Source organism: Streptomyces triticagri (genome assembly GCF_003429565.1).
GTDB lineage: Bacteria > Actinomycetota > Actinomycetes > Streptomycetales > Streptomycetaceae > Streptomyces > Streptomyces triticagri.
This window is the reverse complement of record NZ_QUAK01000027.1, coordinates 37,571-63,128: the sequence shown is the minus strand read 5'-3', so window position 1 is coordinate 63,128 and position 25,558 is coordinate 37,571. Positions and strand designations below refer to the sequence as shown.

The window sequence follows — 25,558 nt, the reverse complement described above, 5'->3', positions numbered from 1 at the left end:
CCGGACTTCCCGGGCACCAGTCCTACGAAGGACCGGACCGACTCGACCGTCTCGGCAAAGGAACCACGCGACTGTGTCTCTCCTCAGCGTCAAAGACGTCAGTTATTCCTACGACGGAATCGTCAACGTCCTGCTCGATGTGTCTTTCGACGTCGAGGAAGGTGCCATCACCGGTCTCGTCGGACCCAACGGCTCGGGGAAATCGACGCTGATCAAGAACATTTTCGACCTGGTGAAACTCCAGTCCGGGACGATTCATATCGGCGGACACGAACACGCCCGCCCCGAGGCCAAACAGCAGGCGATCTACCTCTCCAGCAACGACTACCTTCCCGAATTCCTCACCGCCCGCGAGTACATCACCATGATGGCCCGCCTGTTCGATGTCACGGTCGATCACGGGAAGGCGCTCGCACTGTTCCGAGAATTCTCCATGGAAGGGCGTTACGACGACCTGGTGGAGGATTACTCGCACGGCATGCGGAAAAAAACACAGCTGGTCTCCGCACTCGTCGTCCGCCCTCCGCTGATCGTCATCGACGAGACCCTGAACGGCATCGATCTGGAGGCCCTGCACCTCGCCGAGAAGGAGTTCAGGCGGGTCCGCGAGGAAGGCGGTTCGATCCTGCTGTGCACCCATGACTTCTCCGTGCTCGAGCGCCTCGCCGACCGCACGGTGTTCCTGGACCTCGGGCACGTGGTGTACGACGAGCCGACCGGGGACCTGGTCGCGGAGCACGGATCGGTCGCCGAGATGGTCTTCGACTACCTCGAGACGTCGCAGCGATGACCGGCCTCCGCGCAGGCATCCGCCTGAAGCATTCCGCCGTCCTGGCCCGGATGCTCCTCGTATTCTTCCGCCGACGGGTGCTGCGGGCCGGCGTGTTCAAGTCCGCCTCGGTCCGCGTGTTCTCCGGGGTCTGCGCCGCGCTGCTGCTCGCCGCGATGTGCACCGGCTCGTACTTCTTCCTGCGTCCGCTGACCGACGAAACGGCCGTCTGGGACCTGCTGTTCAACACCGCGACGGCCTCCCTGCTGCTGTGGATCCAGATCGCGTTCCTGCTGGTGAAGGTGTTGTTCATCAACGCCGAGGGGATGCTCCAGCTCAGTTACCAGCTGCCGGTCACCAACCGGGAGCGCTCGGCGGCGTTCCTGATGTACGAGGCGGCGATGACCGCCGTCGTCGCCGCCGCCGGTCTGGTCTCGCTCGCCGTCAGCGCCCTGATCCTGCTCGGCCCGTCCGCGGCCGGCTACATCGTCGCCTCGATCGTGCTGCCCGCGGCCCTCACGTATCTGATCCTCTCCGCCCTCTACCAAGTGCTCACCCGCCTCTGGATCCTGGTGGGTCTGAGCCGGATGGCGGGGCTGCTCAACGTGCTCGTGCTGTTCGCGCTCCTGGCGTACTACTCGACGCGGATGACCGGGATCGTGCAGGACATCTCCGGCGCGTATCTGCGCAAGGAGACCGCGTACAACTGGGTCACCTCGGTGTCCTGGGCCTGGAACACGCACGGGCCGTGGCTGACGACGGCAGGTGCGCTGCTGGCGGCCGCGCTGCTCCTGGTCCTGACCTTCGCGCTCGCACCGAACCAGCACATCCGCCAGTCGCGCTTCCTGAAGCTTCCGGGCAGCGTCCGGCTGCGCCGCGTGCTCGGCCCGTACGACTGGTGTCTGCTGCGCAGTGCGCAGACGGTGGCCGCGGGGGCGATGTCGCTCGCGCTCTTCGCGTACCTGCTGCTCGCCAAGCCGTCGGTCACTCCGCTGTGGGGTCTTGCCGCGCTGTCCTTCGGCGGGCTCTATCAGTTCACCGCCACCCAGCAGCTGCGTCTGCTGCCCGGGGCGCAGGAGCCGGCGTGGCGGGTGTATCTCCGGTTGATCCGGGCACAGTTGGTGCTGCTCGCCGTGTTCGCCGTGCCCGCGGCCGCGCTGGCCGTGGGGCTGCGTCCCGAGCAACTGGCCCAAGGGGCAACGGCGTTGGCGGCATGTGCGGGCGGGGCCGTGATGACCACCTGCATCAGCATCGTGTTCCCCGCGGAGAAGGACAATCCGTTCTCCGTGTTCCTGGGGCTCTCGGTGGTCCTGGTGACCGCGGGTGTGGCGCTGATCGGGCTCGGTCTGCTGAACCTCCCGCCGTGGGCGGTCGTCGTCAGTCTGCTCGCGGCGGCCGCGGCGTTCGTCTGGTACGCGATCCAAGGAATCCACAGCAGTGAAGCGAGGAGAAGAAATGTTCAAGGCACGGTCGGTAGTGAAGTGCGCCGTCGGGGCCGCACTCCTGACGCTGGTCGGCGTGGCGACGACGCTGCTCGTCCTCATGTTCTCGACGGGCACTGACGAGATCGTCGAACGCAAGGCGTTCTTCGGCTCGTTGGTGTTCGAGACGGTGAAGAAGAAGGACGGGGCGATGGGGGTCACCACCGGCGTCGAGAACCCGGTCCCGATCGTGGTGCTCTTCGTCGTCCTCACCCTCGTCCTGCTCATGATCTCCGCCATCTACCAGGGGTTGAAGCAACGCCGTGCAGAACTCCTCAGCCAGTCCGGCAGCTGATCCCCGGATCCGCGCCGTCGTGGGGGCGGTCGCGTCGCAGGTCTGGCCGCTGCTGCTGTTCACCGGTGTACTGACGGGTGCGGCCCTGCTCTGGATGATCCGCTCCGGAGATGCGGTGCCGGCCGCGATGGCGTGGATGCTGCTCGCCAAGCCGGCGCTGCTCGGCCTGCTCGTGCCGTTCGCCCTGCACGAGTCGGCGCATGTGCTCGTGCTGCGGCGGATTCCCACGGTCACACACATCGCCCTGGAACGGACCGGGTGGCGTACGTCGGTGGTCCCGGCCGGGACGATGACGGGCCGGCAGACCGCCCTGGTGGCGCTCGCCGGGCCCCTGGTGTGCGTCGCGGTCGGGGCGGTCCTCTGGCTGACCTCCTTCGACCGCGCGCTCTCCTGGTGGTACCTGGCCCATCTGGCCTTCCTGCTACCGGTGTTCGGCGACGGGCGGGCGCTGTGGTTCGGCTCCCGGCAGAGGCTGACGCACACTCCTGATGCGTCCTAGCGTGAGGGTGCGTCACCGCACCCCGTACACGGGCTGTGGTCGGCGGGCCGAGGCGAGCAGTTCCCGGGTCGCCTCCCCCGCCTCCGCAGGGGTCCAGCGGGTGCCCTTGTCGGCGGTGGGGCCCGGCTGCCAGCCCTCCATGACGGTGATGCGGCCCGCCTCGGTCTCGAAGACCCTGCCGGTGACCCCGTCGGACGCGGCGGAGCCGAGCCAGACCACCAGGGGTGAGACGTTCTCCGGGGCCATGGCGTCGAATCCGTCGTCGGCGGGCGCGGCCATGGTCTCGGCGAAGGTCCGTTCCGTCATACGGGTCCGGGCCGCCGGTGCGATGGCGTTGACCTGGACTCCGTAGCGGCCCATCTCGGCGGCGGCGACCAGGGTGAGGCCGAGGATGCCGGCCTTGGCCGCGGAGTAGTTGCCCTGTCCGACGCTGCCGAGCAGCCCTGCCCCGGAACTGGTGTTGATCACGCGCGCCGCATGCGTGCGCCCCGCCTTGGCCTCGGCCCGCCAGTGCGCCGCCGCGTGCTTCAACGGCAGGAAGTGGCCCTTGAGATGGACGCGTACGACCGCGTCCCAGTCGTCCTCGTCGAGGTTGACGAGCATCCGGTCGCGCAGGAATCCGGCGTTGTTGACCAGGGTGTCGAGACGGCCGAAGGCGTCCAAGGCGGTGGCGACGAGCGAGGCGGCGCCCTCGGCGGTGGTGATGTCGCCGCCGTGCGCGACGGCCTCGCCGCCCGCCGCCCTGATCTCCTCGACGACTCGGTCCGCGGGCCCGTCGGGCTGTGCGCTGCCGTCGAGGCCGACTCCCAGGTCGTTGACCACCAGTCGGGCGCCCTCGGCCGCGAAGGCCAGGGCGTGCGCGCGGCCGAGTCCGCGGCCCGCGCCGGTGACGGCGACCACGCGGCCGGCGCACAGGCCGGTGGGCGCGGTCGGTCCGGTCGGTCCGGTCGGTGGGGTCGCTGCGGTCATGAGAGAGGTCCCTTCGGTGGTGGGGCGGGTCCGGTGGGTGGGTGGAGGCACTCCCGCCTCGCTCCGTTCGCTGCTACCTTCGCACCTAACAAATGTTTGGTGGAAAGGTAGCTGATTTGCTCATGGGTGTCTCCACCTCCGTCCCGGACGACGGCATCGCCCTCGTCACCGTGGCCTTCCCCCCGGTCAACGCCCTTCCCGTACAGGGCTGGTACGACCTGGCCGAAGCGGTCCGGGAAGCGGGCGCCGATGCGGAGGTGCGCTGTGTGGTGCTCGCCGCGGAGGGCCGCGGGTTCAACGCGGGCGTCGACATCAAGGAGCTGCAGCGCGACAGCGGCCACCAGGCCCTGATCGGTGCCAACCGCGGCTGCTACGAGGCCTTCGCCGCGGTGTACGAGTGCGCGGTCCCGGTGGTCGCGGCGGTGCAGGGCCACTGCCTCGGCGGCGGAATCGGCCTGGCCGGGAACGCGGATGCGATCGTCGCCGCCGAGGACGCGACCTTCGGACTGCCCGAGCTGGACCGCGGGGCGCTCGGCGCCGCCACCCACCTCGCCCGTCTGGTGCCGCAGCACCTGATGCGCGCCCTCTACTACACCTCGCGCACCGCGACGGCCGCCGAACTGCACCGGCACGGCTCGGTGTGGCAGGTGGTTCCGGCCGCTCACCTGCGCGCCTCGGCACTGGAGTTGGCGCGGGAGATCGCCGCCAAGGACGGCACCCTGATCCGGCTCGCCAAGGCCGCCATCAACGGCATCGACCCCGTGGACGTACGCCGCAGCTACCGCTTCGAGCAGGGCTTCACCTTCGAGGCCAACCTCAGCGGCGTCGCCGACCGGGTGCGCGACACCTTCGGCACCGACAAGACCGACAAGGCGGACGCGGACAAGGAGCAGCAGACGTGACCCAGGACCGAGACCAGGACCGAGGCCAGGACCGGAGCACCAAGATCATGACGGCCGAGGAGGTCGCCGGCCGCATCGAGAGCGGCATGACGGTCGGCATCGGCGGCTGGGGGTCGCGGCGCAAGCCGATGGCCCTGGTCAGGGCGCTGTTGCGGTCCGACGTCACCGATCTGACCGTGGTGTCGTACGGCGGCCCCGACGTCGGACTGCTCGCGGCCGCCGGGAAGATACGGAAGCTGGTCGCCGCCTTCGCGACGCTGGACTCGGTGCCGCTGGAGCCGCACTTCACCGCGGCCCGGCAGCGCGGGGACTTCGAGTTCGTGGAGCTGGACGAGGCGATGTTCATGTGGGGCCTCACCGCGGGCGCGCACCGGCTGCCGTTCATGCCGGTACGGGCCGGCCTCGGCTCGGACGTGCTGAGGGTCAACCCCTCGCTGCGCACGGTCACTTCACCGTACGAGGACGGCGAGGAGCTGGTGGCCGCGAAGGCGCTGCGCCTCGACGCCGCCCTGGTGCACCTCAACCGCGCCGACCCGTACGGCAACGGCCAGTACCTGGGCCCCGACCCGTACTTCGACGATCTGTTCTGCGAGGCGGCGGAGCAGGCGTATGTGTCCTGCGAACAGGTGGTGGAGACGGCGGACCTGCTCAAGGAGCACGGGCCGCAGACGCTGCTCGTGAAGCGGCTGTTCGTGCACGGGGTGGTGGAGACGCCGCACGGCGCACACTTCACCTCCTGCGCCCCCGACCACGACCGGGACGAGGCCTTCCAACGCGCCTATGTGGCCGCCGCCCGCGACCCGGAGGCCTGGCCGGCGTTCCGCGAGCGGTTCCTGTCCGGGGACGAGGCCGCCTATCAGGCCGCCGTCGCCGCGTTCCACCAGGAGCAGTCCGCCAAGAAGGGCGATGCGGCATGAGCGCGTACGGGACCGCAACTCCGTCCGGCAGCACCGGCGCCTCCACCGTGACGCGTGCCGAGTACTGCGTGGTGGCCTGCGCGGAGGCCTGGCGGAACGCGGGCGAGGTGCTGGCGAGCCCGATGGGGACGGTGCCGACGATCGGGGCGCGACTGGCCCGGCTGACGTTCTCGCCGGAGCTGCTGCTGACCGACGGTGAGGCGCTGTTGATGGCCGATGTGCCCGCGGTGGGGCAGCGGCCGGACGCGGTGGAGGGCTGGCTGCCGTTCCGGCAGCATCTGGCGCTCACCGCGACCGGGCGGCGGCACGTGATGATGGGCGCGAGCCAGATCGACCGGCACGGCAATCAGAACATCTCCTGCATCGGCCCCTGGGAGCGCCCCACCCGGCAGCTGCTCGGTGTGCGCGGCGCACCGGTCAACACCCTGAACAATCCGACGAGTTACTGGGTGCCGCGGCATTCGTCCCGGGTCTTCGTCGATCGGGTGGACATGGTCAGCGGGGTGGGTCACGACCGGGCGGCCGAGGCGGGCCCTTCCGCCATGCGCTACCACCGGATTCCCGAAGTCATCAGCAATCTGGGGGTGTTCGACTTCGAGACACCGGACCGCACCATGCGGCTCAGGTCGCTGCACCCGGGCGTCAGCGTCCAACAGGTCACCGAGGCCACCGGGTTCGCCCTCGTCGTACCGGAAGAGGTGCCGTACACCCGGCAGCCCACGGACGTCGAACTCCGCCTGATCCGCGAGGTGGTGGACCCGAAAGGGCTGCGCGAGCGCGAGGTGCCGGCGTGAGCGGCGGGCCGGCCGCCATCGGGACGCCGCTCACCGAGCTGACCGGGGTGCGGTGTCCGATCGTGCAGACCGGGATGGGCTGGGTGGCGGGCCCGCGGCTGGTCTCCGCATCGGCGAACGCGGGCGCGCTCGGCATCCTCGCCTCGGCCACCATGTCGGTGGAGCAACTGCGCGCGGCGGTACGGGAGGTCAAGTCCCGTACGGACGCGCCGTTCGGGGTGAATCTGCGGGCCGATGCCGGGGACGCGGGCGAACGGGTCGATGTGATCATCGCGGAGGGGGTGCGGGTGGCGTCCTTCGCCCTCGCCCCGTCCGAGGCGCTGATCGGGCGCCTCAAGGACGCCGGGGTGGTGGTCATCCCGTCCGTCGGGGCCCGTCGGCATGCCGAGAAGGTGGCCGCCTGGGGTGCGGACGCGGTGCTTGTGCAGGGCGGTGAGGGCGGCGGGCACACCGGTGAGGTGGCCACCACGGTGCTGCTGCCGCAGGTCGTGGACGCGGTGGACATCCCCGTGGTGGCGGCCGGTGGCTTCCACGACGGGCGGGGCCTGGTGGCCGCTCTGTCGTACGGGGCCGCGGGGATCGCCATGGGCACCCGATTCCTGCTCACCTCGGACAGCACGGTGCCGGACGCGGTGAAGGCGAAGTATCTGGCGGCCGCGGTCAAGGACGTCACGGTGACCACCCGGGTGGACGGGCTGCCGCACCGGATGCTGCGTACGGAGCTCGTCGACGCCCTCGAGCGGTCCGGGCGGGCCGCGGCGCTGCTGCGGGCGGTCGGGCACGCGGCGGCGTTCAAGAAGGAGTCCGGGGCGAGTTGGGCCACTCTGGTCCGCGACGGCCTGGCCATGAAACACGGCAAGGAGCTCACCTGGAGCCAGGTGCTGCTCGCCGCGAACACCCCGATGATGCTGAAGTCCTCGATGGTGGACGGCCGTACGGATCGTGGCGTGATGGCGTCGGGTCAGGTCGCGGGCCTGATCGACGATCTGCCGTCCTGCGCCGAGCTGGTGGACCGGGTGATGGCGGAGGCGCACGCGACCCTGAAGTCGCTGCCGAAGTCGCTGCCGAAGTCGCTGCCGAAGTCGCTGCCGCGGTGACAGGGCGGGACTCGCACGTACGACGACGACTCACATGGCCGGCCGGATCACAGGGGCGTCTGGATCACAGGGGCGTCTGGATCACAGGGGCGTCTGGATCACAGGGGCGGCCGGAGAAACCCGACCGCCCCCTTCACCGGTCGCCGTTCACAGCCGCTCGATGATCGTCACATTGGCCTGTCCCCCGCCCTCGCACATGGTCTGCAGACCGAACCGGCCGCCGGTGCGCTCCAGTTCGTGCAGCAGGGTGGTCATCAGGCGGGCGCCGGTCGCGCCGAGCGGGTGGCCGAGGGCGATCGCGCCGCCGTTGACGTTGACCCGCTCGGGATCGGCGCCGGTCTCCTTCAGCCAGGCGAGTACCACCGGCGCGAAGGCCTCGTTGATCTCCACCAGGTCGATGTCGTCCAGGGACATCGCGGCCTTCTTGAGGGCGTACGCGGTGGCCGGGATGGGTGCGGACAGCATCCTGATCGGGTCCTCGCCGCGCACCGAGAGATGGTGGATACGGGCGCGCGGAGTCAGCCCGTGCTCGCGCACGGCGCGCTCGGATGCGATGAGCAGGGCCGCCGCACCGTCGGAGACCTGCGAGGAACAGGCGGCGGTGATGGTGCCGCCGGCCACCACCGGGTCCAGGTTCGCCATCTTCTCCAGGGAGGTGTCGCGGCGCGGGCCCTCGTCGGTGGTGACGTCGCCGTACGCGACGGTCTCGCGGTCGAAGCGGCCCTCGTCGACGGCCCGTACGGCACGCTGGTGCGACCGCAGCGCGAAGGCCTCCTGGTCGTCACGGGTGATGCCCCACTTCTCGGCGATCAGCTCGGCGCCGTGGAACTGGTTGACGGGCTGGTCGCCGTAGCGGGCCCGCCAGCCCTCGGAGCCCGCGAAGGGGCCCTCGGTCAGACCGAGCGGTTCGGCGGCCTGCCGGGAGGCGAAGGCGATCGGGATCATCGTCATGTTCTGGGTGCCGCCCGCGACGACCAGGTCCTGGGTGCCGGAGAGCACACCCTGAGCGGCGAAGTGCACGGCCTGCTGCGAGGAACCGCACTGCCGGTCCACCGTGGTCCCGGGCACCTCTTCGGGAAGTCCCGCCGCCAGCCAGGCGGTTCGCGCGATGTCGCCGGCCTGCGGCCCGACGGCGTCCAGGCAGCCGAGGACGACGTCCTCGACGGCGGCGGGGTCCACGCCGGTCCGCTCGACGAGCTCGCTCAGCACGTGCGCGCCCAGGTCCGCGGGATGTACGCCGCCGAGCCCGCCCTTGCGGCGGCCCACGGGCGTACGGACGGCGTCGACGATGTAGGCGTCGGCCATGACTGCTCCTTGGGGGTGTCGGTCGTTCGCTTGGGGGTTCACCGGGGTACGGCGGTCTTCATCGAGGTACGGCTATGCCTTCGAGCACCACGGAGAGGTACTGGCGGGCGATCTCCTCCGGCCTGTGCAGTCCGCCCGGCCGGTACCAGGAGGCCGCCACCCACACCGTGTCGCGTACGAAGCGGTAGGTGAGGCGGATGTCCAGGTCGTCCCTGAACACCCCGTCGGCGACGCCGCGTTCCAGGGTGCCGAGCCAGGCCTGCTCGAAGTGCACCTGGGTGTCGGCGAGATGGCGGAAGCGGGGCTGTGCCGCCAGCTGCCGGGACTCCTTCTGGTAGATGGCGACCGCGGCGCGGTGCCGGTCGATCTCCCGGAAGGACTCGGTGACCAGCGCCTCGAGGGTCTCGCGCGGCCCGAGAGCGGCGGCCAGTACGGCGTCGTAGCCCTCCCGCAGCTCGTCCAGGAAGCCCGAGAGGATCTCGTCCAGCATCGCCTCCTTGGAGTCGAAGTGGTAGTAGAGGCTGCCCGCGAGCATCCCGGCCGCATCCGCGATCCGCCGCACCGTCGTCGCGTCGTAGCCCTCGGCGGCGAACACCTCGGCCGCGGTGGCCAGGAGTTGACCGTGGCGCTCGGGCGAGGGACGCACCGTCTAGGCCCGCTGGCTGCTGACGGAGACCGTCTCGCCGGTGAGGTACGAAGAGTAGTCGCTGGCCAGGAAGACGATGACATTGGCGATCTCCCAGGGTTCGGCGTATCGGCCGAAGGCCTCGCCCTCGGTGAGTTCGGCGAGCAGTTCGGGGGTGGTGACCTTCACCAGGTGGGGGTGCATGGCGAGGCTCGGGGCGACCGCGTTGATCCGTACGCCGTAGTCCGCCGCCTCCAGGGCCGAGCAGCGGGTCAGGGCCATCACCCCGGCCTTGGCTGCGGCGTAGTGGGACTGGCCGCGCTGGGCGCGCCAGCCGATCACCGAGGCGTTGTTGACGATGACCCCGCCGGTGTCCTGCTCCTTGAGGATGCGCAGGGCGGCGCGGGTGCAGCGGAAGGTGCCGCCGAGGGTGACGTCCACGACCTTGTTCCAGGCGTCGTCGGTCATCTCCACGAGGTCCGAAGTGCCGCCAAGACCGGCGTTGTTGACCACCAGGTCGAGTCCGCCGTGGCGCCGGACCGCGAGCGCGAGGAGCGCGTCGATCTGCTCCTCGTCGGTGACGTCGCAGGGCAGTCCGGCGACCTGGTCCGCACCGAACTCACCGGCCAGGGCGACGACGCTCTCCCCGAGGCGCCGCGCGTGCGCGTCACCGATCACCACCCGGGCGCCCTCCTCCAGAAGCTTCCGCGCGGTGGCGCCGCCGATCCCGGCGCCGGCCGCGGCGGTGACGACGGCCGTCCGTCCGGCGAGCAGTCCGTGTCCCTGCACATAGGGCGGGGGCTTTCCGGTCACGGGCGGGCCTCCTTGGGCAGGCCGAGGACGCGCTCGGCGATGATCGTGCGCTGGATCTCGTTCGACCCGGCGTAGATGGTGTCGGCGCGGGAGAAGAGATAGAGCCGCTGCCAGTCGTCGAGGTCGTAGGGCTCGCCGGCCGCCGGTGCCCCACTCGGCACCAGCATGCCGCCCGCGCCGCACACGTCCATGGCGAGTTCGCCGAGTTCGCGGTGCCAGGTGGCCCAGAAGATCTTGCCGATGGAGGCCTCGGGGCCCGGTGCGCCGGCGGCGACACCGTCGAGCATCCGCAGCGCGTTGGCGCGGATGGTCTCCAGGCCGGCCCAGGCGCGTGCGAGGCGGTCGCGGATCAGCGGGTCGTCCGCCGCGCCGTTGCTCCTGGCGAGCGCGATCAGGGCTTCCAACTCCTGCCGGAAGCCCACCTGTTGGCCGAGTGTGGAGACGCCGCGCTCGAAGCCGAGAGTGGCCATGGCCACCTGCCAGCCGTCGCCGGGCGCGCCGACGATGTTCCCGGCCGCGGTGCGCGCCCCGTCGAAGAAGACCTCGTTGAACTCGGATGTCCCGGTCAGCTGGGTGATCGGCCGCACCTCGACGCCCGGCTGGTCGAGCGGCACCAGGAGGTACGAGAGCCCGTGGTGGCGCCGGGATGCGGGGTCGGTGCGGGCCACCACGAAGCACCAGTCGGCCTCGTGGGCAAGCGAGGTCCAGGTCTTCTGGCCGGTGACGGACCAGTCGCCGTCCGCCCCGCCGCCGGTGAGCTCGGCCCTGGTGCGGATGTTCGCCAGGTCGGATCCGGCGTCCGGTTCGCTGTAGCCCTGGCACCAGAGTTCCTCGACCGCGGCGATCGGCGGCAGGAAGCGGGCACGCTGCTCGGGGGTGCCGAACGCGATGAGGGTCGGGCCGAGCAGCTGCTCCCCGATGTGGTTGACCCGGGCAGGGGCGCGCGCGAGGGCGTATTCCTCGTGGAAGGCGACCTGCTGCTCGAGTGTGGCGCCCCGGCCGCCGTACTCCTCGGGCCAGCCGATGCACGTCCAGCCCTCGGCGGCCAAGTGCCGTTCCCAGGCGAGGCGTTCGGGATACGCCTCGTGCTCACGGCCCGGGCCGCCGCGGCCCCGCAGGACCGCGAACTCACCGGTGAGGTGGGTGGCGAGCCAGTCACGGATCTCGGCGCGGAACTCCTCGACGCTGCTCATGGCAGTACGTTAATCTACCAAACACTTGTTAGGGAAGGAGTGGCGATGCCGACGGCCCACACCCGCGCCCGCACACACAGCCGCACGCGCACCGCAGCCGCGCACCACGACGAGCAGCGGACAGGTGCCTGATGGACCTCGACTTCACACCCGCCGACGACGCCTTCCGCGCCGAGGTGCGCGACTGGCTGGCCACCCATGTACCGGACGTCCCGCTGCCGTCCCTGGAGACCGCGGAGGGTTTCGCCGCGCACCGGGAGTGGGAGCGGACGCTGTCCGCGGACCGCTGGTCGGTGGTCTCCTGGCCCGAGGAGTACGGCGGCCGGGGTGTCCCGCTGCTGCACTGGCTGATCTTCGAGGAGGAGTACTACGCGGCGGGCGCGCCCGGCCGGGTCAGCCAGAACGGCATCAGTCTGCTCGCGCCGACCCTGCTGGAGCACGGCAGTGCGCAGCAGTGCGCCCGGATCCTGCCGCCGATGGCGAGCGGCGAGGTGATCTGGGCGCAGGCCTGGTCGGAGCCGGAGGCGGGGTCGGATCTGGCCTCGCTGACCTCCACCGCGGTGCGGGCCGAGGGCGGTTGGCGGATCAGCGGGCAGAAGACGTGGTCGTCGCGGGCGGCGTTCGCGGACCGGGCGTTCGGCCTCTTCCGCAGCGATCCGGGCGCGGACCGGCCGCACCGGGGCCTGACGTATCTGATGTTCCCGCTGGACGCGGAGGGCGTGACGGTGCGGCCGATCGGACGACTGGACGGCAAGCCGGCCTTCGCGGAACTCTTCCTCGACGAGGTGTTCGTACCGGACGAGGATGTGATCGGCGAGCCGCACCAGGGCTGGCGGGTGGCGATGAGCACCGCGGGCGACGAGCGCGGGCTCACCCTGCGCAGCCCCGGCCGGTTCACGGCCGCGGCCGAGCGGCTGACCGCACTGTGGCGGCAGCACGCGGACCCGGCGGACTCGGCGCTGCGCGACCGGGTCGCGGACGCGGTGATCGGGGCGCGCGCCTATCAACTCTTCGCGTACGCAGGGGTGTCGGCGCTCGCCGCCGGCGTGGATACGGGCGGTCGCGCATCGGGTGCCTCGTCGAGTCTGAACAAGATCTTCTGGTCCGAGCTGGACATCGCGCTGCACGAGGCGGCGCTCGATGTGCTCGGCCCGCTCGGTGAACTCTCCGACGGTGCGCCCGACGCACCGGACGGCGGCGCCTGGGCCGAGGGCTACACCTTCTCGCTCGCCGGACCCGTCTACGCCGGTACGAACGAGATTCAGCGCGACATCGTCGCCGAGCGGCTGCTCGGCCTTCCGAAGGGACGCCGGTGATGCGGTTCCTCCTCGATCCGGAGACCCGGGATTTCGCGCGGTCCCTGGACGGCATGCTCGGTGCCGCCGGCACCGAGGGGGCGGTGCGTGCCTGGGCGGCCGGCGATCACGGACCCGGACGGGCGCTGTGGGCGCGGCTCTCGGACTCCGGGGTCTTCGGGCTCGCGGTGCCCGAGCGGTACCAGGGCCTCGGTCCGCTGCCGGTCGAACTGACCGTCGCCTTCGAGGTGTTGGGCAGGCATGCGGTGCCCGGCCCGGTGGTCGAGACGGTCGCGGCGGCGGCGCTGCTCGGGCGGCACGCGGAGGCGTCCGGTGCGGACCCGGTCGGCGGCGGCCTGCTCGCCGAGATCGCGTCCGGGAAGCGGTCCGCATCGCTGCAGCTCGCCGCGCAGGGGCCGTACGCCCTGGATGCGGACGCCGCGGACGCGGTGCTCGTGGTGGAAGGGGACACGCTGCGGATCGCGGCGGGCTGGGGGCCGGTGCAGCCCTCGGCCGATCCGGCGCGGCGGCTCGCGGCGCCGCAGGTCGGGACCGTGCTGGCGCAGGGCCCCGAGGTGACCGCGGCGGCCGCGCACGCCGCCGATGTGGCGGCCCTGATGACGGCGGCGCAGGCGCTCGGTGTCGGGCGGAAGCTGCTCGCGGGCACCGTCGAACACGTCAAGCAGCGGGCCCAGTTCGGGGTGCAGGTGGGTTCGTTCCAGGCGGTCAAGCACCGGCTTGCGGACACGCTGCTCGGGCTCGAGTTCGCCGCTCCCCTGGTGCACGCGGCGGCGTTGGCGCTGGCCGGGTGCTCGCCGGATGCGGGCCGTGAGGTCGCGGCGGCGAAGGTGGCGGCCGGCGAGGCCGCCTACCGGGCGTCGCGCACCGCACTGCAGTTGCACGGCGCGCTCGGCTACACCGACGAGCTCGGGCTCTCGCTGTGGATCCGCAAGGCCCGTCCGCTGCGGGACGCCTGGGGCACCCCGGCCGCCTGCCGGGCCCGGGTCCTGTCGGCGGCCGGTACGGAGGCGACCGCGTGAGCATGCGGACGACACCGGAGCAGGACGAACTGCGGTCCGCCGTACGGGCGTTGCTGGCGCGCACGGAGGGTGCCGCGGCCTGGCAGCCGCTCGCCGGGCAGATCGGGGCGGCGGGTCTCGCCGTGCCCGAGGAGTACGGCGGGGCCGGCGGCGGCGCCCGGGACGTGGCGGTGGTGATGGAGGAACTGGGGCGGGTGCTCAGCCCGGTGCCGTTCCTCGGGTCGTCGGTCCTGGTGGCGGGCGCGCTGCTGGCCACCGGGGACCGGCCCGCCTGCGCGCGCCTGCTGCCCGGGCTCGCCGACGGAGCGGCAGTGGGTGTGCTGGCCTGGGCCGAGGGCGGTTCCTGGGAGCCGGAGGCGATCCGTGCCGAGGCGGTGCGCGGGTCCGACGGCGGGTGGCTGGTCTCCGGCGCCAAGGAGCACGTACTGGACTGCGGCGGGGCGCAGTTGCTGCTCGCGGCGGCCCGGACCGGACCGGATGCGGTCGGGCTCTTCGAGGTCGCGGTGGACGGTGCCGGAGTGCGCCGCGAGCCGTCGGTGACGATGGACGGGACGCGGGCGCAGGCTCGTTGGGAGTTCGACGGTGCGGCCGGGACCCCGGTCGGCGACGCCGCCGACGGGGCGCGGGTCCTGCGGCACGTACGGGATCTGGCGGTGACCGCGCTGGCCGCGGAGCAGACCGGGGCCGCCGCGCGGTGTCTCGAGCTGACCGTCCAGCACGTGCTGCAGCGTGTGCAGTTCGGGCGGCCGATCGGCTCGTTCCAGGCGGTCGGGCACCGCCTGGCGGACGCCTATGTGCAGGTGGAGTCGGCGCGTTCGGCGGCGCTCGCGGCGGCCGCGGCGGCCGATCTGGATCCGCGGTCGCTGCCCCGGCTCGCGGCGGTCGCCGGGTCGGTGTGCGCGGAGGCGTACGCGGCGGTGGCCGGCGAGATGATCCAGCTGCACGGCGGCATCGGCATCACCTGGGAACACGACGCGCACCGCTACTTCAAACGGGCGCACGGAGCAGGGCAGTTGTTCGGCACGGCGGCCGGGCACCGGGCCCGGCTTGCGGCGCACATCGGACTGCCGGGCGGCTGACTCCGCTCCGTACGGCCAAGGCGGCGGACGCCCCGACTTCACGAGAGGCCCACACACGTATGGACATCGGCAATCCGCTGGATCTCACGGGGCGCGTGGCCCTGGTCACCGGCGGCACGAAGGGCATCGGCGCGTGCATCGCCGAGACGTTCCTCGCGGCCGGCGCGGAGCTGGTGGTGTGCGGCCGGAGCGAGCCCGCGCGGCTGCCGTCGGCCGGCGGCCGGGAGGCGGTCTTCCACGCCTGTGACGTGCGCGAGGCGAGCCAGGCTGCGGCGCTCGTCGACTTCGCCGTACGGCGGTTCGGACGGCTCGACGTCCTGGTGAACAACGCGGGCGGCTCGCCGGACGCCGACTCGGCGTCCGTCTCGCCGCGGTTCGTGGAGAAGGTCGTGGCGCTGAACCTGCTCGGGCCGTTCCATGTGTCGCAGGCGGCCAACAGGGTGATGCGCGAGCAGGACTCCGGCGGCACGGTCATCAACATCGGCAGTGTCGCCGCCCATGACCCGCAGCCGGGCACCGCCGCCTACTCCGCGGCCAAGGCCGGGCTCCTCGCGCTCACCCGGGCGCTGGCCCTGGAGTGGGCACCCCGGGTGCGGGTCAACCACATCACCGCCGGCCTGATCCGCACCGACAGCGCGGCCGAGGTCTACGGCCCGGACGGTGGTGCCGCGGTCGCGGCGGTCGTCCCGATGCAGCGGATGGCGGTACCCGAAGACGTGGCCCGCGCCTGCCTGTTCCTGGCGGGCGATCTGTCCGGTTACGTCAACGGGGCCGATCTCGCGGTGCACGGCGGGGGCGAGCTGCCGGCCCGATTCCTCGCATCGCGGCCGGGTGGTGCCGTGCGCGGCGGGGCGCGCTGACACGGCACCCCGGGTCGCCGGTCGGCCGTCACCGGTTTATGGTCGGACCTTAGCCCCGTTATGACATAGTCATGGACGGATACGGCAAGCGGTTTGGGGAGGTGCCGACAGTGGCCGAATGGCGTCCGGTCCGGCAGTCACGAACACATGAACTGGTCCTGGAGAGCATCGAGGAGCAGGTGCTCACCGGCCGCCTCAAGGCCGGCGACCGGCTCCCGCCGGAGCGCGAGCTCGCCCCCGTGCTCGGGGTCAGCCGTTCCGCCCTGCGCGAGGCCCTCAGGGTGATGGAGACGATCGGCGTCCTGGTGGCGAACGCGGGCCGCGGCCCCGACGCAGGCGCCCGCATCGTGCAGAACCCCGACAGCGCCCTCGGCCGGCTGCTCCGCCTGCATGTGGCGCTCGGCAGCTACAGCCTCCAGGACGTGATGGAGGCGCGGGTCACCCTGGAGCGCTCCAGCTTCGAGGCGGCCGCGCGCTCGGCCTCCGCGGAGGAGCTCGCCGAGGCCGAGGCCGTCCTCGAGCGCATGCAGGACCCCGCACTCCCGGTCTCCGAGTTCAACGACCTGGACACCAGCTTCCACGTCCACATCGCCCGCAGCTCGGGCAACGAGCTGATCTCCACGCTGACTTCGGCGGTACGGGAGTCCGTACGGACGCTCATCCTTCAGGCCGAGGAGGCCACCGGCGACGACTGGCCGGAGACGGCCCGCGGGCTCAACGCCGAGCACACCGAGCTGCTCCGACTGGTCCGGGCCGGCGACGGCGCCCGCGCCGCGGACCTGGTGGAACAGCACATCCGCGGCTTCCACGGCACGCTCGTGGCGGGCGATGGCGAGGGCGGGAACGAAGGCGGCGCCGGCACGGGGGCGGCGTAGGGGACGTCACACCCGGTCGAGCAGCCGGGTCGCCGCGGAGCGCGCCGTCGCCAGAGCCCGCTCGCGGTCCGCCGCGCGCTGGCCGAGCACCACGCGGGTGCTCAACCCGTCGAGCAGGGCGAGGAGTTCACCGGCGCGGGCCTCGGGGTCCCGCTCCTTGAAGCGACCCTGCTCCATCCCTTTGGCGAGCAGCGTGACCAGATCGTCGTGCCAGCCACGATCGATCTCCTCCTGGGCCCGCTGCAGTTCCGCGTCGGCGGAGGTACGGGCCCACAGCTCGAGCCAGAGCGTCCAGCGCGGGTCGCGCGGACCGCGCGGCAGATAGAGCTCGACGAACAGATCCAGCTTGCGGCCGGCCGTCACGCGCCGGCCGAGCAGCGTCCGCCGCTCCTCGGCCAGGCCGTTCTCGCTCCAGCGCAGGGTCTCGAGCAGCAGCCGGTCCTTGCTGCCGAAGTAGTACAGGATGTGTCCGCCGCTGGTCCCGAGGCGCCGGCCGAGTGCGGCCATCGTGAGTGTGGCGAGCCCTTCCTCGGCGATGGCGGTCATGGCCTCCTGCAGGATCCGGTCCCCGGCCAGCCGTCCGTCGTTGCGTCGCCCCGCCACCGCCGCGCCTCCTCGTCCCGAGCTGTCCGCCTGTGCTTCCGCGGCAACCGACCCTAGCTCCCGTTCCGTGCCGTCGTTTTCGGCCGGGGTCTTGACGCCTCCCGGAGTCGGGGCGCATCTTGAATGCCGTTCAATATTTTAGAACGTCGTTCAAGGCTGCCGAAGGGACCCGGATGACACAGCAGGGCACAGCGGAGGCAATCCCACCGACCGCGCCCGCCCCCACCGGGCCCGGCACGGACGAGGTGTTCCAGGTCGAGTCGCACGGCATCGACCCCATCCCGGACGCCGAGCGGCACGGCAGCGCCAAGGACCTGTTCTGGCTCTGGTTCGGCTCCAATCTGACGTTCACCTACGTCATCAACGGCGCCCTCGCCGTCGCCTTCGGCCTCTCCTTCTGGCAGGCCACCGGCGTCGTGGTGATCGGCGGTCTGGCGTTCTTCGCGATCAGCGCGGCCGGCCTGAGCGGCATCCGTACCGGCACCGCCACCCTCGTGATCTCGCGCGCCGCCTTCGGAGTGCGCGGCAACTGGCCGGCCGGGCTGCTCAACTGGGTGGTCAGCATCGGCTACACGATCGTGAACACGGTCGTCGGCACCCTCGCCCTCGACGCCTTCTTCCGCGACCTCGGGTGGCACGGCGGCGACCTGGCGCGGGCACTCGCGCTGTGCGTGACGCTGCTGCTCACCTTCGCGGTCGCCATGTGGGGCCATGCGACCGTGCAGTGGGCCGAACGCTGGATGGCGTACGTCCTCGCGATCGGCTTCGCGGCCCTGCTCGTGTTCCTGCTGCCCGGTGCCGACACCGGGCCTTCCGGCGTCGTGCCCGGGGCCTCCGGGTGGAGCCTCGCCTTCGTGGTGATGCTGGCCGGGCCGTTCTCGTACCTGCCGATGCCCGCCGACTACACCCGGTATCTGCCGCGGTCGACCTCGCTGCGCTCGATCACCTGGTCCGGCGCGATCGGCGGCTTCGTCTCCTCCGTCGCCCTCGGCATCGCAGGCGTCGCGGCCGCCACCCAGGCCGACATGACGGATGCGGTGGCGGGCACGGAGGGGCTCCTGCCGGGCTGGTTCCAGCCGCTCTTCCTCGCCCTGGTGCTCGGCGGGTCCGTCACCAACTCGATCATCACGCTCTACTCGTCCAGCCTGAATCTGCAGGTGCTCGGCATCCCGTGGAGCCGCTCGAAGGCCATCCTGATCAGTGCGGGCGTCACCGCGGCCGGTTCGCTGTACGCGCTCTTCCTCACCGATTTCACCGAGTCCCTGCTGTCCTTCCTCTCCCTGCTGATCATCGTGTTCGCGCCATGGGGCGGGGTGTTCCTCGCGGACATGGTGCTGCGCCGCTGCCGTTACGACGCGGCCGCGCTGCACCAGGGACGCGACGGCGCCTACTGGTACCGCGCCGGCTGCCACCCCGCCGGGGCGGCAGCCCTGCTCACCGGTATGGCCTTCGCCGCCCTGACCTGCGACTCCGAACTGTGGACGGGCCCGCTGGTGGCACCGCTCGGCGGCGCCGACCTCACCCTGCTCGGCTCGGTCGTCGCCGCCGCCACGTACTGGCTGCTCGCCCGCGGCCGCATACGGGCGGACGCCGCCCGCCCTCTCGCCGCCTCCGACTGACCCCGAAGCACCCGGACGCCCACCAAGAACCCGCACCACCCCAGGAGTCACCCCCGATGTCCCACACCTCCCGCCCCGCCGACCTGGTCCTGCGCGGCGCGCGCATCCACACCGTCGACCCGCAGCAGCCCGAGGCGCAGGCGCTCGCCGTACGCGACGGGGTGCTCGTCCATGTCGGCACGGACGCGGAGGCCGAGCAGTGGACGGGCCCCGGCACCCGGGTCCTCGACGCCGCCGGGAAACTGGTCCTGCCCGGCTTCATCGACGCGCACAACCACGTACGCCTGGGCTCCGACGACGCCTGCGTCCAACTCGCCGGCGCGGACACCCTCGACGAGATCCACCGGCGCATCGGCGACTGGCGCTCCGCGCACCCGGACGCCCCCTGGATCGAGGCGGAGGCCTTCGACTACTCGGCGATCCCCGGCGGCCGGATGCCCACCGCCGCCGACCTGGACCCGGTCACGGGCGACACCCCGGCCTTCGTCCTCAGCTACGACGTGCACACCGCCTGGCTCAACACCGCCGCCCTGCGCCGCCTCGGCATCGACCGCGACCACACCTCGCTCCCGTACGGCGAGGCGGAGACCGACCCGGCGACCGGTGAACCCACCGGATTCATCAGGGACTTCGCCGTCAAGGGCCTCTCCCGCGACGGCCACCGCGCACTGCGCGAGCTCGGCGTCCCGTGGGCCTCGCCCGACCGGCAGTACGGCAGGCTCGCCAAGTCCCTGGACGACGCGATCCGTTACGGCATCACCACCGTCGTCGAGCCGCAGAACTCCCTGGACGATCTGGCCCTCTTCGAGCGTGCCCGCGCCGAGGGCCGGCTGCGGTCGCGGATCGTCGCGGCCTTGTTCCACCCGCGCGGCACCGGCGACGCCGACCTGGACGACTTCGCGGCGGCGGCCCGGAGGTACCGGGACGACCGGCTGCGGGTCGGCCCGCTCAAGCTGTACATCGACGATGTGGTGGAGCCCCGTACGGCCGCCCTGCTCGAGCCGTACACCGGATGCGGGCAGCACCGCGGTGACACCTTCTATCCGGCGGACGAATTCGGGGAGCTGCTCGCCAAGCTGGATGCCCGGGGCTTCCAGTGCTTCGTGCACGCCACCGGCGACCGCGGCATCCGTACCGTCCTCGACGCGGTCGCGCACGCCCGCGAGTTGAACGGACCGCGCGACGCCCGCCACCAGGTCGTCCACGTCGAATGCCTCGACCCGGCCGACACCGGGCGTTTCGCCGCACTCGGGGTGGTCGCCTGCATGCAGCCGCGGCACTGCGCCCCGGAGGTCGCGGGGCCCGGCAAGGACTGGGCGGAGAACGTGGGGCCCGACCGCTGGCACAAGGCCTGGCCGATGCGCAGCCTGCAGCGGGCGGGCGCGGTCCTCGCCTTCTCCAGCGACTGGAACGTGGCCGAGATGGACCCGATGGTCGGCATCTACACGGCCGTCACCCGGCGCTCGCTCGACGGCGGGCCGGCCTGGCTCCCCGCGGAGACGGTCGACGTGGGGACCGCGGTGCACGCGTACACGATGGGGTCGGCGTACGCCAACTTCCTCGAGGACGAACGCGGTTCACTGACCGTCGGCAAGGCCGCCGACTTCGTGGTCCTCTCCCGCGACATCCTGCGCGCCGCTCCGGAGGACATCCCCGGCACGGTCGCCGAGACGGTGGTGGTCGGCGGGGTGGTCGAGCACGACGTCCGGGTCTGACGCACACTCGCGGCACACCTCTGGTCCAGCTCGGCACGACGCTAGTATGGTCGGACCGTAAATCCACCGAGTGCCGCCCGGAGCCACTGGATCATGGAGGTCCCCCATGCGTATCGGACTCTTCGCCACGTGCCTGGGAGACACCCTCTTCCCCGACGCGGTCAAGGCGACCGCCCTCGTACTGAGCCGGCTCGGCCATGAGCTGGTGTTCCCGCCGGAGCAGACCTGCTGCGGGCAGATGCATGTGAACACGGGGTACCAGCGCGAACCCGTGCCGCTGGTGCGGAACTTCGCCGAGCAGTTCGGCGATCCCTCCATCGACGCGGTCGTGATGCCCTCGGGCTCCTGCGCCGGATCGGTCCGCCATCAGCACGAGATCGTCGCCGAGCGGTACGGGGACAAGGCCCTGCGGTCCGGTGTGGCCGGGGTGAAGGCCAAGACGTACGAGCTGTCCGAGCTGCTCGTCGACGTGCTCGGCACGGTCGACGTCGGGGCGTACTTCCCGCACCGCGTCACGTACCACCCGACCTGCCACTCGCTGCGCATGCTGCGGGTCGGCGACAAACCGCTGCGGCTGCTGCGGGCCGTGGACGGGATCGATCTCGTCGAACTGCCGGAGGCCGACTCCTGCTGCGGCTTCGGCGGCACCTTCGCCGTGAAGAACGCCGACACCTCGACCGCCATGCTGCAGGACAAGATCGCGGCCGTGCAGGACACCAGGGCCGCGGTCTGCACGGCCGGCGACTCGTCCTGTCTGATGCACATCGGCGGCGGCCTGTCCCGTATCAAGTCGGGCACCCGCACCCTGCACCTGGCCCAGATCCTGGCCGCGACCCGCACTTCGCCGTACGCCCTGACGGAGGCCGCACGATGAGCAGTACATTCCTCGGCATGCCCGCCGCGCCGCCCCGCGCCCCGTACGGCGAGGGCAATCTGCGCGGCGACAAGAAGTTCCCCGAGGCCGCCCACACCGATCTGCAGAATGCGCAGCTGCGCGGCAATCTGCACAAGGCCACCCACACGATCCGCGCCAAACGCCTCGCCGTGACCGGGGAGTTGCCCGACTGGGAGGAGCTCAGGGCAGCGGGCTCCGCGATCAAGACCGACACCATGAACCGGCTGCCGGAACTCCTCGAACAGCTGGAGGAGAAGGTCACCGCGGCCGGCGGCACCGTGCACTGGGCGCGGGACGCGGTGGAGGCCAACGCGATCGTGACCCGCCTGGTGGAGGCCACCGGCAGTCGGGAGGTCATCAAGGTCAAGTCGATGGCCACCCAGGAGATCGGGCTCAACGAACATCTGGAGGAGCGGGGCATCAAGGCCCACGAGACCGATCTGGCCGAGCTGATCGTGCAGTTGGCGCACGACAAGCCCTCGCACATCCTGGTCCCGGCGATCCACCGCAACCGCGACGAGATCCGGCAGATCTTCCTCAAGGGCATCCCCGGCGTCGACCCGGGCCTGGACTCCGTGCCGGCGCATCTGGCCGCGGCGGCCCGCGCCTATCTGCGCGAGAAGTTCATGACCACCAAGGTCGCGGTCTCCGGCGCCAACTTCGGCATCGCCGAGACCGGCACGCTCTCGGTCGTCGAGTCGGAGGGCAACGGGCGGATGTGCCTCACCCTGCCCGACACCCTGATCACCGTCATGGGCATCGAGAAGGTGCTGCCGCGCTACAGCGACCTCGAGGTCTTCTTCCAGCTGCTCCCCCGCTCCTCGACCGGCGAGCGGATGAACCCGTACACCTCGCTGTGGACCGGGGTCACGCCGGGCGACGGACCGCAGGACTTCCATCTGGTGCTGCTCGACAACGGCCGCACCGCCGCGCTCGCCGACTCGGTCGGCCGCGAGGCCCTCAACTGCATCCGCTGCTCGGCCTGTCTGAACGTCTGCCCGGTGTACGAGCGGGCCGGCGGGCATGCGTACGGGTCGACGTACCCGGGTCCCATCGGCGCCGTGCTCACTCCGCAGCTGGCCGGTATGCACGAGGCGAAGGACGACCCCAACAGCTCGCTGCCGTACGCCTCCAGCCTCTGCGGGGCCTGCTTCGACGCCTGCCCCGTGAAGATCGACATCCCGTCGCTCCTTGTCGAGCTGCGCCATCAGCACACGGAGGAGTCGGGCCGGAGCGCGGAGAAGCTGGCCATGAAGGCGGCGGGAGCGGTGATGTCCCGGCCGAAGCTCTACACGAGCGCGCAGCGAACGGCCGCTCTGGGGCGGGTGGTTGCCGGGCGTGACCGGAAGATCTCCCATCTGCCGCCGCCGTTCAGCGGCTGGAGCGGGAGCCGGGACACTCCGGCGCCGCCGAAGCAGACGTTCCGTTCCTGGCTCGCTTCCGCGGAGGGGGCGGCGGAGCTGCGGCGGGCCGCGGAGGAAGGGGTTCCGGACGGTGGCCCGGGCACGTCCCGCGAGAGCGCCGATCACGGCCCTGGCACCCACTCCGCCGACTCCGGAACCGACGCCGACTCCGGCCCCGGCTCCCGCCCCGACTCCGGCTCCGGCTCCGACTCCGAGGAGGAGCAGCGATGACAGTCACCCCTGGCAGTGCGCGCGAGGCGGTCCTCGGCCGGATCCGGGACGCGCTCACCCTCGCCCCGAAGCCGGACACCACGGTGGACCGGAGCTACCGCACCAGCCGCACGCTGCCCGACAAGCAGCGCCTCGAGCTGCTCACCGACCGGCTCGTCGACTACAAGGCGCAGGTGCACCCGTGCACGGCGGACACCACGGCCGAGACGATCGCCGGGGTGCTCGCCGAGCGCAGGGTGCGCACGGTCGGGGTGCCGGCCGGGCTCGATCGTTCCTGGCTGGCCGCGTTCGACGGCGGCACGGTGCAGGTGGACTCCGCGGACGTACCGGCTCCGCGGCTCGACGCCCTGGACGGGGTGGTCACAGCCTCGGCGGTGGCCTGCGCCGAGACCGGCACGATCTTCCTCGACGGGTCGCCCGACCAGGGCCGCCGCGCCCTGTCCCTGGTACCCGATCTGCATGTCTGTGTGGTCGACCTCTCCTCGGTCGAGGTGGGAGTGCCGGAGGCGCTGGCCCGTCTCGTACCGGAACGTCCGACGACCTTGATCAGCGGCCCGTCGGCCACCTCCGACATCGAACTGGAGCGGGTGGAGGGCGTGCACGGGCCGCGCACCCTGGACGTGGTGATCCGCACGGACGCGTGACCAGTCCGGCCGCTCGCCCCCCCAGCCCGCGCAGACACCTGGAGCAGACCCCTGCAGCAGACCCCTGAACGATCAGAAGTTCGAGCGGGTTAGCATATGAGCACCCTCCAGCTCGAAAGATGAAGGCCGACTGTGACTGTCAACGAGGACTCGTTCACCAACTGGAAGCACCGCGAGGAGATCGCGGAGTCGATGATCCCGATCATCGGGAAGCTGCACCGCGAGCAGGACGTCACCGTCCTCCTGCACAGCCGTTCCCTGGTGAACAAGTCGGTCGTCAGCATCCTCAAGACCCACCGCTTCGCCCGGCAGATCGCCGGCGAGGAGTTGTCGGTCACCGAGACGCTGCCGTTTCTGCAGGCCCTGACGACGCTCGACCTCGGCCCGTCCCAGATCGACATCGGCATGCTCGCCGCGCTGCACCGCAGCGACGACCGCGGCCTGTCCGTCGAGGCGTTCACCGCCGAGGCGGTCGCGGGCGCCACCGGTGCGAACAAGATCGAGTGCCGCGGCGAGGGCCGGGACGTCGTCCTCTACGGCTTCGGTCGCATCGGCCGTCTGCTCGCCCGCCTGCTGATCGAGAAGGCCGGCTCGGGCAACGGCCTGCGCCTGCGCGCCATCGTCGTCCGCAAGGGCGGCGCCCAGGACATCATCAAGCGCGCCTCGCTGCTGCGCCGCGACTCGATCCACGGCCAGTTCCAGGGCACGATCACGGTCGACGAGGAGCACGGCCGGATCGTCGCGAACGGCAACGAGATCCAGATGATCTACGCCGACGACCCCTCGGAGGTCGACTACACGGCGTACGGCATCAAGGACGCCATCCTCATCGACAACACCGGCCGCTGGCGCGACCGCGAGGGCCTCTCCCAGCACCTGCGCCCCGGCGTCGACAAGGTCGTCCTGACGGCTCCCGGCAAGGGCGACGTGCCGAACATCGTGCACGGCGTGAACCACGACATGATCAAGCCGGACGAGCAGATCATCTCCTGCGCCTCCTGCACCACCAACGCGATCGTGCCGCCGCTGAAGGCGATGGCGGACGAGTACGGCGTCGAGCGCGGCCATGTGGAGACCATCCACTCGTTCACCAACGACCAGAACCTGCTGGACAATTACCACAAGGCCGACCGCCGCGGCCGCTCCGCGCCGCTCAACATGGTCATCACCGAGACCGGCGCCGCCTCGGCCGTCGCGAAGGCACTGCCGGACCTGAACGCGACCATCACCGGCAGCTCGATCCGCGTCCCCGTCCCGGACGTCTCCATCGCCATCCTGAGCCTGCAGCTCGGCCGCGAGACCACCCGCGACGAGGTCCTCGAGCACCTCCGCGAGGTCTCCCTCACCTCTCCCCTGAAGCGCCAGATCGACTTCACCACCGCCCCGGACGCCGTCTCCAGCGACTTCATCGGCTCCCGGCACGCCTCGATCATCGACGCGGGCCCGACCAAGGTCGACGGCGACAACGCCATCCTCTACCTCTGGTACGACAACGAGTTCGGCTACTCCTGCCAGGTCATCCGAGTCGTCCAGCACGTCTCGGGCGTCGAGTACCCGACGTTCCCTTCGCCGGCGGTCTGACCGCCCGAGTGACTGCCCGTCGACCGCCGGTCCGTCGTGCACATCGGCGAGTTCGGATC

25 protein-coding genes are annotated in these 25,558 nt (G+C 71.4%); 19 read left to right on the top strand and 6 right to left on the bottom strand.

Annotated features, from left to right (window positions below):
• The first annotated feature begins 73 nt into the window (after nucleotides 1–73).
• Genes DY218_RS06265 through DY218_RS06250 form a run of 4 tightly spaced genes read left to right on the top strand, consistent with a single transcriptional unit; the run spans nucleotide 74 to nucleotide 3,044 of the window.
• Nucleotides 74–790, top strand: coding sequence for an ABC transporter ATP-binding protein (locus tag DY218_RS06265; protein WP_128554902.1), 717 nt, complete (start codon nucleotides 74–76; stop codon nucleotides 788–790).
• On the top strand, nucleotides 787–2,331 hold the full coding sequence (locus tag DY218_RS06260) for a hypothetical protein (protein WP_128554901.1): 1,545 nt from the start codon (nucleotides 787–789) through the stop codon (nucleotides 2,329–2,331). The genes DY218_RS06265 and DY218_RS06260 overlap by 4 nt, the downstream gene beginning before the upstream one ends.
• Nucleotides 2,288–2,545: a hypothetical protein gene (locus tag DY218_RS06255; protein WP_128554900.1), complete on the top strand. Its 258-nt coding sequence runs from the start codon at nucleotides 2,288–2,290 to the stop codon at nucleotides 2,543–2,545. The genes DY218_RS06260 and DY218_RS06255 overlap by 44 nt, the downstream gene beginning before the upstream one ends.
• 19 nt (nucleotides 2,546–2,564) lie before the next feature.
• Nucleotides 2,565–3,044 (top strand): hypothetical protein, encoded by a 480-nt coding sequence (locus DY218_RS06250; RefSeq protein WP_128554899.1) that lies wholly within the window; start codon nucleotides 2,565–2,567, stop codon nucleotides 3,042–3,044.
• 12 nt (nucleotides 3,045–3,056) lie between these two features.
• Here DY218_RS06250 and DY218_RS06245 read toward each other — a convergent pair whose 3' ends face one another.
• Nucleotides 3,057–4,013: an SDR family oxidoreductase gene (locus tag DY218_RS06245; protein ID WP_128554898.1), complete on the bottom strand. Its 957-nt coding sequence runs from the start codon at nucleotides 4,011–4,013 to the stop codon at nucleotides 3,057–3,059.
• Nucleotides 4,014–4,135: 122 nt separating this feature from the next.
• On the opposite strand from DY218_RS06245, the gene DY218_RS06240 reads away from it, so the two are divergent.
• From DY218_RS06240 to DY218_RS06225, 4 genes are read left to right on the top strand one after another with little or no spacing between them, the layout of a single operon-like run.
• Nucleotides 4,136–4,915 (top strand): enoyl-CoA hydratase family protein, encoded by a 780-nt coding sequence (locus tag DY218_RS06240; RefSeq protein WP_128554897.1) that lies wholly within the window; start codon nucleotides 4,136–4,138, stop codon nucleotides 4,913–4,915.
• Between the two features lie 47 nt (nucleotides 4,916–4,962).
• The gene (locus DY218_RS06235; protein ID WP_128554946.1) at nucleotides 4,963–5,832 is read left to right on the top strand and encodes a CoA transferase subunit A; all 870 of its coding nucleotides are present in this window, start codon (nucleotides 4,963–4,965) and stop codon (nucleotides 5,830–5,832) included.
• Nucleotides 5,829–6,626 (top strand): CoA-transferase subunit beta, encoded by a 798-nt coding sequence (locus tag DY218_RS06230; protein ID WP_128554896.1) that lies wholly within the window; start codon nucleotides 5,829–5,831, stop codon nucleotides 6,624–6,626. Before DY218_RS06235 ends, DY218_RS06230 begins: the two co-directional genes overlap by 4 nt.
• A gap of 17 nt (nucleotides 6,627–6,643) precedes the next feature.
• Entirely contained in the window at nucleotides 6,644–7,723 is a 1,080-nt protein-coding gene (locus DY218_RS06225; RefSeq protein ID WP_128554945.1) for an NAD(P)H-dependent flavin oxidoreductase, read from the top strand.
• Nucleotides 7,724–7,870: 147 nt separating this feature from the next.
• On the opposite strand, the gene DY218_RS06220 is transcribed toward DY218_RS06225, so the two are convergent.
• Genes DY218_RS06220 through DY218_RS06205 form a run of 4 tightly spaced genes read right to left on the bottom strand, consistent with a single transcriptional unit; the run spans nucleotide 7,871 to nucleotide 11,659 of the window.
• Complete coding sequence (locus tag DY218_RS06220) at nucleotides 7,871–9,028, bottom strand: acetyl-CoA C-acetyltransferase (protein ID WP_128554895.1); 1,158 nt, start codon at nucleotides 9,026–9,028, stop codon at nucleotides 7,871–7,873.
• Between the two features lie 58 nt (nucleotides 9,029–9,086).
• A complete protein-coding gene (locus DY218_RS06215) occupies nucleotides 9,087–9,674 on the bottom strand; it encodes a TetR/AcrR family transcriptional regulator (protein WP_128554894.1) in 588 nt (195 codons plus the stop codon).
• A 3-nt stretch (nucleotides 9,675–9,677) separates the two neighbouring features.
• Nucleotides 9,678–10,466 carry an SDR family oxidoreductase gene (locus tag DY218_RS06210; RefSeq protein WP_128554893.1) on the bottom strand — a complete coding sequence of 263 codons (789 nt, stop codon included), beginning with the start codon at nucleotides 10,464–10,466 and terminating at the stop codon, nucleotides 9,678–9,680.
• Nucleotides 10,463–11,659: an acyl-CoA dehydrogenase family protein gene (locus tag DY218_RS06205; RefSeq protein ID WP_128554892.1), complete on the bottom strand. Its 1,197-nt coding sequence runs from the start codon at nucleotides 11,657–11,659 to the stop codon at nucleotides 10,463–10,465. Before DY218_RS06205 ends, DY218_RS06210 begins: the two co-directional genes overlap by 4 nt.
• A 131-nt stretch (nucleotides 11,660–11,790) precedes the next feature.
• On the opposite strand from DY218_RS06205, the gene DY218_RS06200 reads away from it, so the two are divergent.
• The 5 genes from DY218_RS06200 (at nucleotide 11,791) to DY218_RS06180 (ending at nucleotide 16,808) form a co-directional block, all read left to right on the top strand.
• A complete protein-coding gene (locus DY218_RS06200; RefSeq protein WP_128554891.1) occupies nucleotides 11,791–12,975 on the top strand; it encodes an acyl-CoA dehydrogenase family protein in 1,185 nt (394 codons plus the stop codon).
• Nucleotides 12,975–13,994, top strand: a complete 1,020-nt coding sequence (locus tag DY218_RS06195) for an acyl-CoA dehydrogenase family protein (RefSeq protein WP_128554890.1) — start codon at nucleotides 12,975–12,977, stop codon at nucleotides 13,992–13,994. The genes DY218_RS06200 and DY218_RS06195 overlap by 1 nt, the downstream gene beginning before the upstream one ends.
• A 2-nt stretch (nucleotides 13,995–13,996) precedes the next feature.
• Nucleotides 13,997–15,073 carry an acyl-CoA dehydrogenase family protein gene (locus DY218_RS06190; protein WP_128554944.1) on the top strand — a complete coding sequence of 359 codons (1,077 nt, stop codon included), beginning with the start codon at nucleotides 13,997–13,999 and terminating at the stop codon, nucleotides 15,071–15,073.
• Nucleotides 15,074–15,132: 59 nt separating this feature from the next.
• Nucleotides 15,133–15,933 (top strand): SDR family oxidoreductase, encoded by an 801-nt coding sequence (locus DY218_RS06185; RefSeq protein WP_128554889.1) that lies wholly within the window; start codon nucleotides 15,133–15,135, stop codon nucleotides 15,931–15,933.
• Between the two features lie 71 nt (nucleotides 15,934–16,004).
• Nucleotides 16,005–16,808, top strand: coding sequence for a FadR/GntR family transcriptional regulator (locus DY218_RS06180; protein ID WP_128554888.1), 804 nt, complete (start codon nucleotides 16,005–16,007; stop codon nucleotides 16,806–16,808).
• Between the two features lie 6 nt (nucleotides 16,809–16,814).
• Here the strand turns inward: DY218_RS06180 and DY218_RS06175 are convergent, their stop codons facing one another.
• Nucleotides 16,815–17,411 (bottom strand): TetR/AcrR family transcriptional regulator, encoded by a 597-nt coding sequence (locus DY218_RS06175; RefSeq protein WP_267899363.1) that lies wholly within the window; start codon nucleotides 17,409–17,411, stop codon nucleotides 16,815–16,817.
• Between the two features lie 173 nt (nucleotides 17,412–17,584).
• On the opposite strand from DY218_RS06175, the gene DY218_RS06170 reads away from it, so the two are divergent.
• From DY218_RS06170 to DY218_RS06145, 6 genes are all read left to right on the top strand, one after another.
• Entirely contained in the window at nucleotides 17,585–19,030 is a 1,446-nt protein-coding gene (locus tag DY218_RS06170; RefSeq protein ID WP_128554887.1) for a purine-cytosine permease family protein, read from the top strand.
• A 56-nt stretch (nucleotides 19,031–19,086) separates the two neighbouring features.
• Nucleotides 19,087–20,745: an amidohydrolase gene (locus tag DY218_RS06165; protein ID WP_128554886.1), complete on the top strand. Its 1,659-nt coding sequence runs from the start codon at nucleotides 19,087–19,089 to the stop codon at nucleotides 20,743–20,745.
• Between the two features lie 106 nt (nucleotides 20,746–20,851).
• Nucleotides 20,852–21,619, top strand: coding sequence for a (Fe-S)-binding protein (locus tag DY218_RS06160; RefSeq protein WP_128554885.1), 768 nt, complete (start codon nucleotides 20,852–20,854; stop codon nucleotides 21,617–21,619).
• Nucleotides 21,616–23,274 carry a LutB/LldF family L-lactate oxidation iron-sulfur protein gene (locus DY218_RS06155; protein WP_128554884.1) on the top strand — a complete coding sequence of 553 codons (1,659 nt, stop codon included), beginning with the start codon at nucleotides 21,616–21,618 and terminating at the stop codon, nucleotides 23,272–23,274. The genes DY218_RS06160 and DY218_RS06155 overlap by 4 nt, the downstream gene beginning before the upstream one ends.
• Nucleotides 23,271–23,918 carry a LutC/YkgG family protein gene (locus tag DY218_RS06150; RefSeq protein ID WP_128554883.1) on the top strand — a complete coding sequence of 216 codons (648 nt, stop codon included), beginning with the start codon at nucleotides 23,271–23,273 and terminating at the stop codon, nucleotides 23,916–23,918. The genes DY218_RS06155 and DY218_RS06150 overlap by 4 nt, the downstream gene beginning before the upstream one ends.
• 132 nt (nucleotides 23,919–24,050) lie before the next feature.
• Nucleotides 24,051–25,499, top strand: coding sequence for a glyceraldehyde-3-phosphate dehydrogenase (locus tag DY218_RS06145; RefSeq protein WP_128554882.1), 1,449 nt, complete (start codon nucleotides 24,051–24,053; stop codon nucleotides 25,497–25,499).
• Nucleotides 25,500–25,558: the final 59 nt, after the last annotated feature.

Bases quoted from the DNA above. Each gene is read 5' to 3' on its own strand.
- DY218_RS06260 (WP_128554901.1), top strand. From the start codon at position 787: ATGACCGGCCTCCGCGCAGGCATCCGCCTGAAGCATTCCGCCGTCCTG.
- DY218_RS06245 (WP_128554898.1), bottom strand. From the start codon at position 4,013: ATGACCGCAGCGACCCCACCGACCGGACCGACCGGACCGACCGCGCCC.
- DY218_RS06240 (WP_128554897.1), top strand. From the start codon at position 4,136: ATGGGTGTCTCCACCTCCGTCCCGGACGACGGCATCGCCCTCGTCACC.
- DY218_RS06235 (WP_128554946.1), top strand. From the start codon at position 4,963: ATGACGGCCGAGGAGGTCGCCGGCCGCATCGAGAGCGGCATGACGGTC.
- DY218_RS06230 (WP_128554896.1), top strand. From the start codon at position 5,829: ATGAGCGCGTACGGGACCGCAACTCCGTCCGGCAGCACCGGCGCCTCC.
- DY218_RS06220 (WP_128554895.1), bottom strand. From the start codon at position 9,028: ATGGCCGACGCCTACATCGTCGACGCCGTCCGTACGCCCGTGGGCCGC.
- DY218_RS06205 (WP_128554892.1), bottom strand. From the start codon at position 11,659: ATGAGCAGCGTCGAGGAGTTCCGCGCCGAGATCCGTGACTGGCTCGCC.
- DY218_RS06200 (WP_128554891.1), top strand. From the start codon at position 11,791: ATGGACCTCGACTTCACACCCGCCGACGACGCCTTCCGCGCCGAGGTG.
- DY218_RS06195 (WP_128554890.1), top strand. From the start codon at position 12,975: ATGCGGTTCCTCCTCGATCCGGAGACCCGGGATTTCGCGCGGTCCCTG.
- DY218_RS06190 (WP_128554944.1), top strand. From the start codon at position 13,997: ATGCGGACGACACCGGAGCAGGACGAACTGCGGTCCGCCGTACGGGCG.
- DY218_RS06185 (WP_128554889.1), top strand. From the start codon at position 15,133: ATGGACATCGGCAATCCGCTGGATCTCACGGGGCGCGTGGCCCTGGTC.
- DY218_RS06180 (WP_128554888.1), top strand. From the start codon at position 16,005: ATGGACGGATACGGCAAGCGGTTTGGGGAGGTGCCGACAGTGGCCGAA.
- DY218_RS06170 (WP_128554887.1), top strand. From the start codon at position 17,585: ATGACACAGCAGGGCACAGCGGAGGCAATCCCACCGACCGCGCCCGCC.
- DY218_RS06165 (WP_128554886.1), top strand. From the start codon at position 19,087: ATGTCCCACACCTCCCGCCCCGCCGACCTGGTCCTGCGCGGCGCGCGC.
- DY218_RS06160 (WP_128554885.1), top strand. From the start codon at position 20,852: ATGCGTATCGGACTCTTCGCCACGTGCCTGGGAGACACCCTCTTCCCC.
- DY218_RS06155 (WP_128554884.1), top strand. From the start codon at position 21,616: ATGAGCAGTACATTCCTCGGCATGCCCGCCGCGCCGCCCCGCGCCCCG.
- DY218_RS06150 (WP_128554883.1), top strand. From the start codon at position 23,271: ATGACAGTCACCCCTGGCAGTGCGCGCGAGGCGGTCCTCGGCCGGATC.